Annotated in this window: 7 protein-coding genes and 2 pseudogenes; 6 read left to right on the forward strand and 3 right to left on the reverse strand. The window is 62.4% G+C overall.

The window, feature by feature from the left end; genetic code table 11:
• The first annotated feature begins 12 nt into the window (after positions 1-12).
• The 6 genes and pseudogenes from hfq (at position 13) to Q427_RS23540 (ending at position 6,620) form a co-directional block, all read left to right on the forward strand.
• The gene (gene hfq / locus Q427_RS23515) at positions 13-264 is read left to right on the forward strand and encodes an RNA chaperone Hfq (protein ID WP_043517691.1); all 252 of its coding nucleotides are present in this window, start codon (positions 13-15) and stop codon (positions 262-264) included.
• Positions 265-273: 9 nt separating this feature from the next.
• On the forward strand, positions 274-1,596 hold the full coding sequence (hflX, locus tag Q427_RS23520; protein WP_043517693.1) for a ribosome rescue GTPase HflX: 1,323 nt from the start codon (positions 274-276) through the stop codon (positions 1,594-1,596).
• Between the two features lie 143 nt (positions 1,597-1,739).
• A complete protein-coding gene (hflK, locus tag Q427_RS23525; RefSeq protein ID WP_043517694.1) occupies positions 1,740-2,972 on the forward strand; it encodes an FtsH protease activity modulator HflK in 1,233 nt (410 codons plus the stop codon).
• A pseudogene (gene hflC, locus Q427_RS23530) lies at positions 2,973-3,856 on the forward strand (protease modulator HflC).
• 191 nt (positions 3,857-4,047) lie between these two features.
• Positions 4,048-5,222: pseudogene (locus tag Q427_RS23535) on the forward strand (ATP phosphoribosyltransferase regulatory subunit).
• Between the two features lie 102 nt (positions 5,223-5,324).
• Positions 5,325-6,620 (forward strand): adenylosuccinate synthase, encoded by a 1,296-nt coding sequence (locus Q427_RS23540; protein WP_043517696.1) that lies wholly within the window; start codon positions 5,325-5,327, stop codon positions 6,618-6,620.
• Between the two features lie 102 nt (positions 6,621-6,722).
• Here the strand turns inward: Q427_RS23540 and Q427_RS23545 are convergent, their stop codons facing one another.
• From Q427_RS23545 to Q427_RS23555, 3 genes are all read right to left on the reverse strand, one after another.
• Entirely contained in the window at positions 6,723-7,979 is a 1,257-nt protein-coding gene (locus Q427_RS23545; protein WP_043517698.1) for an alginate lyase family protein, read from the reverse strand.
• A gap of 51 nt (positions 7,980-8,030) precedes the next feature.
• Positions 8,031-8,933: a polysaccharide lyase gene (locus Q427_RS23550; protein WP_051496643.1), complete on the reverse strand. Its 903-nt coding sequence runs from the start codon at positions 8,931-8,933 to the stop codon at positions 8,031-8,033.
• Between the two features lie 92 nt (positions 8,934-9,025).
• Positions 9,026-9,847: tetratricopeptide repeat protein (locus Q427_RS23555; RefSeq protein WP_043517699.1), on the reverse strand; the 822-nt coding region annotated here is incomplete at its 5' end.

Raw genomic sequence — 9,847 nt, forward strand, 5'->3', positions numbered from 1 at the left:
GGGAGAGGTAGCATGTCCAAAGGGCAATCCCTTCAAGACCCGTACCTGAATATCCTGCGCAAGGAGCGCATTCCGGTGTCGATTTTCCTGGTCAACGGCATCAAGCTGCAGGGACAGATCGAGTCATTCGATCAGTTCGTCATACTGCTGCGAAATACCGTCAGCCAGATGGTATACAAGCATGCCATTTCCACCGTGGTGCCATCGCGCAATGTGCGTCTGCCGCCGCAGGATCCAGCGGCTCAGCCGGAAAGCAACGAGTGAGGATATTGATTGTTTTTTGAACGTCCCGATGCCGGCGAAACGGCAGTACTGGTTCATGTGGACTTTCAGGATGAGCGCGAGCGCGAAGATCCGGGTGAATTTCTGGAACTGGTGCGCTCTGCTGGTGCCGAGCCGGCCACGCTGCTGAGTGGCAGTCGGCATCGTCCTGATTCGCGTACCTTCATCGGTAGCGGAAAGGTCGAAGAGCTGCGTGAAACGCTGCGTGTGCATGGCGCGGAACTGGTGATCTTCAACCATGCCCTGAGTCCTTCGCAGGAGCGCAACCTCGAGCAGGTGCTCAAGTGTCGTGTGCTGGATCGCACGGGGCTCATCCTCGATATCTTTGCTCAGCGGGCACGTACCCATGAAGGCAAGCTTCAGGTGGAGCTGGCGCAACTGGAGTACATGTCGACACGGCTGGTGCGCGGCTGGACTCACCTTGAGCGACAGAAAGGTGGGATCGGCCTGCGTGGGCCGGGCGAGACCCAGCTGGAGACTGACCGTCGCCTGCTGAGGGCGCGCATCAAGGCGATCCACAAGCGGCTCGACAAGGTGCGCAGTCAGCGCGCCCAGAATCGACGTGCCCGGGCCAGGGCCGAGATCCCCAGTGTTTCGCTGGTCGGTTACACCAACGCCGGCAAGTCGACGCTGTTCAATGCGTTGACTGAATCGAAGGTCTATACGGCCGACCAGCTCTTCGCTACCCTCGACCCGACGCTGAGACGCCTGGAAATCGGCGATGTGGGCCCTGTGGTACTGGCCGATACCGTCGGTTTCATCCGGCACTTGCCGCATAAGCTGGTGGAGGCGTTTCAGGCCACCCTTCAAGAGGCAGCCGAAGCCGCGTTGCTGGTGCATGTCATTGATGCGGCGGATCCCGATCGCGAGCGCAATATCGGCGAGGTTGAGGGTGTGCTGAACGAGATCGGTGCTCTGGACGTACCGATGCTCAAGGTAATGAACAAGATCGATCTGCTCGACAGCGCTCCGCGAATCGAGCGTGACGGCCAGGGCCGACCCGAAGTGGTCTGGCTATCGGCTCAGGAGGGGCGGGGGCTCGAACTGCTGGAGGAGGCGCTTTCGGAGTGCCTCGCCGTCGATGTGATCGACTTTTCCCTGACCCTTTCTCCGGAACAGGGGCGTCTGCGGGCGGGCTTGCATGAGCTCGACGCAGTCAGGGAAGAGCATTTCGAGGAACCGGATGGCAGAGTGGAACTCAAAGTGCGACTTCCCCGGCGCGACTTCCTGCAACTGATGTCACGGCTGGATGAGCGGGCCGAGGATTACCTTCCCCCCGAACTGTGTGAACGTCCGGTATGGGAGGGCAGATAGCATAGGCTGTCTGGCCAGATGGACCGGCTTCCCCATAACAGAATAGCCAGGCGCCTAGCTAGGCGCCGATGACAGGATGGCAACCGACTCCCCCACCACCTAATCGATGGTGGCGGGGAGCCAACGCAGAGTGGAGACGACATATGGCTTGGAATGAGCCTGGTGGCGGTGGCAACCAGAACGACCCCTGGAGCGGAGGGGGCCGACGCGGCGGCGGTAACGGCGGCGGCGGAAACCGTGGGGGCAACCAGGGTCCACCCGACCTTGATGAAGCCCTGAAGAAATTTCAGGACAAGCTCAACAGCATGCTGGGCGGCCGCGGCGGCAAGGGCGGCGGTGGCAAGGGCGGCAAGGGAGGCAGCGGCAAGCCGCGCAACATCTTGGCGTTGCCCGGCCTGCTGCTCGTCATTGCCCTGGCGATCTGGGGGGCCTCGGGCTTCTACCTGGTCGACCAGGCAGAGCGTGGCGTGGTGCTGCGCTTCGGCAAGTTCCAGGACGTGGTCACCCCCGGCCTGCACTGGAATCCGCCCTTGATCGATGATGTACGCATGGTCAACGTGACCCGGGTTCGTTCGCTGACTCAGTCCCAGGCGATGCTGACCCGTGACGAGAATATCGTCGAGGTCGAGATCTCGGCCCAGTACCAGGTCAACAACCCGCGTGACTTCGTGCTCAACGTGCGCAACCCTCAGCTGTCGATCGAGAATGCGCTGGACTCCGCGCTGCGTCACGTGGTCGGTGGCACCGACATGATCGAGATCCTGACCTCCGGGCGTGAAATTCTCGGTAGCTCCGTTGCCAGCCGCCTGCAGTCCTACCTGGACAGCTACGGTACCGGGATCCGGCTGCAGACCATCAACATCGAGTCGACTTCGGCGCCGGGACCGGTCATTGACGCCTTCGATGACGTGATCAGGGCCCGCGAGGATCGTCAGCGGACCATCAACGAGGGCATGGCTTACGCCAACGCCATCATTCCGGCCGCTCAGGGTCAGGCACAGCGCCTGGTCGAGCAGGGGCAGGGTTATCGTGAGTCGGTGGTTGCCGAGGCCCAAGGTCAGGCCAACCGCTTCAATGCACTGCTGGTCCAGTACCGCAATGCGCCGGACATCATGCGTGAGCGCCTCTATCTGGATGCTATCGCTGATGTGTTCGGCAAGACGCCGAAGGTGCTGATCGACGTCAGCGACGAAACACCGTTGATGTATCTGCCCCTGGACCAGCGTCCCGGCGGCACCCGCAGCGGCGAGGGAGAGGGCGACGGTGCCCGTGGCGAGAGCGGCGAGCTGGATCCGCGCGTCCTTGAGCGGCTCCGTACCACCTCCTCCTCGCAGGGCGGTGGCAGCAACAGTGGTATCCGCAGGGAGGGCCGCTAAATGATCAATAATCGTTCACTGATTATCGTGGGTACCCTGGCTGCAGCTGCCTGGCTGGCCAGCAACACTCTCTACGTGGTCGACGAGACCGAGCGTGCCGTCAAGCTGCGCTTCGGTGAGGTCATCGAGGAGAACATCCAGCCGGGCCTGCACTTCAAGGTGCCGATCACCCAGACCATACGCAAGTTCGATACCCGGGTGCTGACGCTGGATACCGATACCAGCCGCTACCTGACCCTCGAGCAGAAGGCGGTGATTGTCGACTCCTTCGTCAAGTGGCAGGTGATCAACCGACGCGTTACTACGAGGCGACCGCCGGCGATGAGCTGATGGCGATCCGTCTGATTCAGCCCCGGGTCGACGAGAGCTTGCGTAATGAGTTTGGTCGCCTGGATCTGCAGCAGATCATCGCCGAGCGTCGCGACGACCTGATGATCCGGCCCACCGAGGATCTCGACACGCTGATGCGCGAAGAGCTCGGGGTCTCGATACTCGACATTCGGGTCAAGCGGATCGACCTGCCGGAAGACGTATCGGCGGCGGTGTATGACCGCATGCGTTCCGAACGTGAGCGGGAGGCCCGCGAATGGCGCGCCCAGGGTCAGGAAGAGGCCGAGCGTATTCGTGCCAACGCCGATCGCCGCCGCCAGGTGCTTCTGGCGCAGGCCACCGAGCGTGCCGAAACGCTTCGCGGTGAAGGCGATGCCGAAGCAGCGGGTATCTTCTCCGAGGCGTATGGCCAGGATCAGGAGTTCTTCTCCTTCTGGCGCAGCCTCAACGCCTATCGGGATAGCTTCGATGGCGATCAGGATATGCTGGTGCTGGATCCCTCCAGCGACTTCTTCCGTTATCTCAAGTCGCCGTTTCCTGACCCGAGGGACTGATGTTCGAGCGGCGAGGTGCAGGCTCCGCCTCGCCGCCGCCATGAGCCTCTCATCCGACTCCCGGCGGGGTTCAACCCGCCGTCAAACGTGATAGAATCCTTGAACCGGGCGTGGCCCGGTTTTTTTGTGGGCATTCTTTGGTAACGCAACGCTTTTCGCCCCGCTCCCAACCGTCTTGCAGGATTGACAACATGACCATTGCTGACCGCTGGCTGCTGCCCGACGGCATGGACGAAGTGCTGCCGCCTCAGGCGAGCCGCATGGAAGAGCTGCGCCGGTCGCTGCTCGATCTCTACCACTGCTGGGGTTACGATCAGGTAATGCCACCACCGGTGGAGTTTCTCGACTCCCTGCTGACCGGTACGGGCACCGACCTCGATCTGCAGACCTTCAAGCTGACCGACCAGTTGACCGGCCGGATGATGGGGGTCAGTGCCGACGTGACGCCCCAGGTGGCACGGATGGATGCCCACTCGATGCGCCACCAGGGGCCGGCCAGGCTCTGTTACTGCACCAACGTGCTGCGCGCCAAGGCCGACCAGCATCAGGGTGGCCGCAGCCCGGTGCAGGTGGGTGTCGAGCTGTTTGGTCATGCGGGCCTGGAAGCCGACCTGGAGATTCTGCTGCTGGCGTTGACCAGCCTCAAGCTGGCGGGCGCCGAGGAGCTGCACCTGGCCCTGGGGCATATCGGCATCTACCGGAGCCTGGTCGAGGCGGCGGAACTCGATCGTGATCAGGAAAGGGCGTTGTTCGAAGCACTCGAGCTGAAGTCCCCCGGCGCACTGTCGGAGCAGGTCGGTGCCAGCGTGTCGGATCCGGCACTGGCGGCCATGTTCATGGCGCTGGGCGAGCTGCACGGCGGCTCTGAGGTGCTGGATGAGGCGCGTGATCGTTTTGCCGGCGCACCGGTTGCGGTAACGGAGGCGCTGGCTCAGTTGCGCGCGCTGTACCAGGGGGTGCTGGATGCCCATCCTGACGTCGAACTCTATTTCGACCTTGCCGAGCTGCGGGGCTACCGTTATCACACCGGTATGATGTTCGCGGCTTTCGTGCCCGGYTATGGCCAGGCGCTGGCCAAGGGCGGGCGCTATGATGACACCGGAAGGGCCTTCGGCCGTGCGCGACCGGCGACCGGCTTTTCCATGGATCTCAAGCTGCTGGCCAGCCTGGTCCAGAGCGAGCCGGCCTGCGATGGCATCTGGCGCCGGCCCAGGGAGAAGGCGTTGCCGAAGCCATCGCGGCACTGCGTGAGCAAGGCGAGCGAGTGGTTCAGGCCTTGCCGGGCCAGGCTACCGCTCCCGAGGCACATCGCTGCAGTCGTCGGCTGGATTACTGCGATGGTCACTGGCAGATAGTGGCACTTTAGGCTTGACCACACCGGCAAAGCGGGCCGGTCACCGAACGCGGCCCGCGGGCCGGATCATGGACGCGCCCCGGTGAGGGCGCCGACACGAGAGACGAGATCACAATGGGCAAGAACGTAGTCGTACTGGGCACGCAGTGGGGAGACGAGGGTAAGGGCAAGGTCGTCGACCTGCTGACCGAATCTGCTTCTGCAGTGGTACGTTTCCAGGGGGGGCACAATGCGGGCCATACCCTGGTCATCGATGGAGAGAAGACCGTTCTCCACCTTATCCCATCCGGTATCCTGCGCAAGGACAAGACCTGCGTCATCGGCAACGGGGTAGTGCTGTCGCCGGAAGCGCTGATCAAGGAGATCCGTGAGCTCGAGGCGAAAGGGGTCCCGGTACGCGAACGGCTGCGCCTTTCTCCCGCTTGCCCGCTGATCCTGCCCTACCATGTGCGCCTCGACCTGGCCCGGGAGAAGGCGCGCGGCGTCGCCAAGATCGGTACCACCGGTCGCGGCATCGGCCCCGCCTACGAGGACAAGGTGGCCCGTCGCGGCCTGCGCCTCGGGGACATGCTCCATCGCGAGCGCTTTGCCTCCAAGCTGGGCGAGGTCCTGGACTACCACAACTTCGTGCTGGTGAACTATCACGGCGAACAGGCGGTGGATTTCCAGCAGGTGCTCGACGAAGCCATGATCATGGTCGAGGAGCTGCGCCCCATGGTCTGCGACACCGTGGGCCTGGTGCATGAGCTGCGCCGAGCCGGGGAGAACATCCTTTTCGAAGGCGCGCAGGGCTCATTGCTCGATATCGATCACGGTACCTATCCCTTCGTCACCAGCTCCAATACCACTGCCGGCGGCACCGCCACCGGATCCGGCGTGGGGCCGCTCTACCTCGATTACGTGCTGGGCATCACCAAGGCCTACACCACCCGTGTCGGCTCCGGCCCCTTTCCCACGGAACTCTTCGACGAGCATGGCCGTCACCTGGCCGAGCGAGGGCACGAGTTCGGGGCCACCACCGGGCGGCCGCGTCGCTGCGGCTGGTTCGATGCCGTCGCCCTGCGTCATGCCGTGCAGATCAACTCGGTCTCCGGCATCTGCCTGACCAAGCTGGATGTACTGGATGGCCTGGAAAATATCCGGGTTTGCGTCGGCTATCGTGGCAAGGACGGCGAGGTGCTCGACACGCCGGTGGATTCCGAAGGCTACGAAGCCCTCGAGCCGCTCTACGAGGACCTGCCGGGCTGGAGTGAATCGACCCTCGGGATCAAGCGGGTGGAAGAGCTGCCGGCCAATGCACGCTCTTATATCAGCTTCCTGGAGGAGAAGGTGGGCACTTCCATCGACATCATCTCTACCGGGCCGGATCGCAACGAGACCATCGTGCTGCGCAATCCGTTCGATAGCTAAGAGGGATAGCCTCCAGGAATCGCCTCTGGAACGGCCCTGTCGAACGCGCAGTGGAAACAGAAGCAACAAGCCGGCCTGCGCCGGCTTGTTGCATTTTGGGACTCAGTTCAATATCCCTTCGAAAGCCCTCGATTGACGCTCATCTTCATGGTACACGATGTGTTCCTGGGCATCGGGATCCATGAAGTAGAAGGTCAGGTAGCCACCGGCACTGCGATTGTAGATAGGCCGCATGGAGCGCAGGAAGTCGTCGAAGCGCGATTCGCCGAAGCGCGCACGATAGATTTCCATCCAGGCAAAATACTGATCGTCCTTGAGAAAGTCGGTGAACTGTTCAGCCGGTGCCAGATCCCCGAGCTCGCTGGGATCCTCGAGTATATCCATCCCGAAATCGACTGCATCGTGTATGGTGCCGCCATCGATTTCCATTTCATAAATATCGTAGCCTTGGCGATGGACGATCTCCATGATCGGAACCAGATAGAGCAGGGCATAGTTCTGATAGTGGGTGGCGCGTCGTCCACGCTCCATTTCCAGCGGAAAGGCACCACGCTCGGTCATGTCGTGAAGCGCCGAGTAGATGGCGCTGACGCCGAAGCGGAACATGTCGTCATCTTCGGTCAGCACGCCGACCATGGCGGCATAGAGGGCGCGCCGGTAGAAGTGGTTGTTACAACAGCTACTTTCGGCGCCTTCAATCGCCATATGCACGCTTGCCAGGCGGTTGAGCCAGTCCTCGACGCGTTCACGTTTCTCCTCGAGGCCTTCGATCGTGGGGCGTACCACAGAATAGGCCATGCCGGCGGCGAAGATCATCGACTCCAGCGAAAACCAGGCCTGGGGCTGAGACCAGTGATAATGGAACTCGAGCAGCGCGTCATCCTGGGCCCACTGGTCGAGGAAGCGCACCAGACACTCGGCATAGTAGGTGTTGCCGCTGGCGACATAGGCACCGGCCAGCTCGGATACGGTGTCCTCGAACTTGAAGAGTGGCTCCGTGGCCAGTTCCCAGGCCTCGGGGGTGGGGTAGAAGCCGGGTATCCGCATTCGCTCCGTAATGGTGGGTATCTCCAGACGCTGCCGACAGCTGGGAGCATAGTTCGCCAGCTCCTCCCTGTGCTGCAGCAGTAGGCTGTTCTGGGTCTCCCGCAGCAGTGCGATACGCTCCTCGATATCGAAGTAGGAGGCGTTCGGGTCCGTGACGGTGTAGGGGGAGAGGTCCAACTGTTGACGCTCTTCGAGGGTCAGTGCCTGGACCATGGAAATGCCACTCATCGACAAGGCCAGGCCGGCGAGCGAGCCTGTCAGCCAAGGAAGGGTGGTGAAACGTGCGCGACAATCATTTGTTGGTTCCAACATAGCGCTATCGGCCTCCTGCATTGATATCGCTACTGCTGGCGATGGCCAGCTTCATGGTAAGGATTTGGGTGCGTAGAGTCGGAAGGCGGCGAAATCGACGCTCTGGTCTCGAGGCGTTCGCCATCCTCTGCCGGTGCCTCCGAAGAACGTGGAAAACATCAGTCCGTCTATGGAGACACTCTCCGATGCCCGGTAGACGAGACCCTCTTGTTGGAGCACCAGCCTGCCATCGATCCATACGCGGGCGATGCCATTGTCTTCTCCGGGCGTATTGAGAATCACCTCCTGTTCGACGCTGATCCAGCGGCCCCTGGGAAAGGTCCAGGCACCACGGCCCATCGATTCGCCCTCCCGGTCCATGACGTAAGGGTAGAGTTCGCCCTGCCCCTCTTCGCGCCACATGAGCCGCATCGAGAAGCCGTTCTCCCCATCGACTTCGTCACCTCCGCTGGGTGCATCGCCGCCGTAGAGACCGGGCAGCTTGCCTCCCTTGACGAAGTCGAATGCCGGTTCGAAGCGCACTTTATAGTGTAGACAGGCGCGGTTGCTGTCCTCCAGCGCCGTTTCCCGGGTATAGAAACCCAGGCCGCCGCGTTGGACGCCATCCTGATCGGCATCGCTGGGTGAGGAGCTGCCTTCGGGGTAGAGGACACGAAAGCCGGTTTCGCCGAGTCCGGTGGCACTGCGAGTGAGAAGCGTGACGTTATTCTCCGTCCCCCAATCCCGTGTGGATCCGAATGCCTCGCGGATCGACTCCTTTGCAGTTTCCTGCTGCCGCAGGGGGCGAGGGTTGGCGACCAGGGAATAGCGCTCGGAGCAGGCCGCCAAGGTGAAGGCAGTGTCACGACCAGGGCCGGGCGACTTCGCCAAGGCCGGCAATGCCACGTTGATCAATACTGCCATACCCAGAATCTGCGCCAAGACACGGAAGGTCTTGGCATGTGAGTCAGGCATCGATACCCCGAGAAGCTGTGATAGAGAGAAACCATGTCACAGAATTCATCGGGTCGGCATCAAGCCGGCCCGATGATGTTCTCGATAGAGCCTCAATCCACGGCGCTGACATCCACCTGGCCCGCCGCATCAGCTGCACTATCGTCGGTCAGCAACTGGCGCAGGGTCTCTGCGGCGAGTTGGCCCTCGCTCTCGAAGACATCATCCAGCCATAGCAGTGCCTGTTCACGATTGGCATGCTGGAGGCCGCGAGAGGAGAGGTAAGCCTCGGCAAGGGCCAGGCGCGCACTGGAGTGGCCTGCGCTGGCTGCTTCAAACAGGTAGTCGGCACCTTTCTGTCGGTCCTGTTCCAGGATGTCGCCGCGAAGGTATTCGCGGCCCAGCGTGGCCAAGGCTCCGCGATCACCCTGCTCGGCGGCTTGATCAAGCAGTTCATAGCCACGCTCGACGTTCTGGTCGATGGCACCTTCGCCGCGTAACAAGGCACGACCCAGGCTGGCGCGGGCAGCCAGGCTGCCGCCATCGCTTGCCTGCTCCAGCCAGCGCTGGGCTTCTTCGCCGTTCTGCTCGACCCCCTCTCCACTCAGGTAGGCCTGGCCCAGCAGGTGCGCGGCATGGGGGTTGCCCGCATTGGCCGCATTGGTCAGATACTCGAGGCCTCTCTCTACATCCTGCTCGACGTGATCCCCGAGCAGGTACGCCTCGCCCAGATCGACCCGGGCGCCGCCGTGCCCTCTGGCGACCGCTGCTTCCAGATAGTCGATACCGGCCGATGTATTGCCGTCATCCATGTACATTCGGCCCAGGCTGGCAGCGGCCCCGGCATGGCCTTCACCGTGGGCGCGCTCCAGCCAGTAGCGGGCCTGGTCACGGTCCTGGCCAACGCCCTGGCCATTGAGGTAGCACGTCCCAGG

The organism is Halomonas sp. BC04, from assembly GCF_000568385.1.

What these genes read in the sequence shown, in the direction of transcription:
- hfq (WP_043517691.1), top strand. Translation starts at nt 13, where the DNA reads ATGTCCAAAGGGCAATCCCTTCAAGACCCGTACCTGAATATCCTGCGC.
- hflK (WP_043517694.1), top strand. Translation starts at nt 1,740, where the DNA reads ATGGCTTGGAATGAGCCTGGTGGCGGTGGCAACCAGAACGACCCCTGG.
- Q427_RS23540 (WP_043517696.1), top strand. Translation starts at nt 5,325, where the DNA reads ATGGGCAAGAACGTAGTCGTACTGGGCACGCAGTGGGGAGACGAGGGT.
- Q427_RS23545 (WP_043517698.1), bottom strand. Translation starts at nt 7,979, where the DNA reads ATGTTGGAACCAACAAATGATTGTCGCGCACGTTTCACCACCCTTCCT.
- Q427_RS23550 (WP_051496643.1), bottom strand. Translation starts at nt 8,933, where the DNA reads ATGCCTGACTCACATGCCAAGACCTTCCGTGTCTTGGCGCAGATTCTG.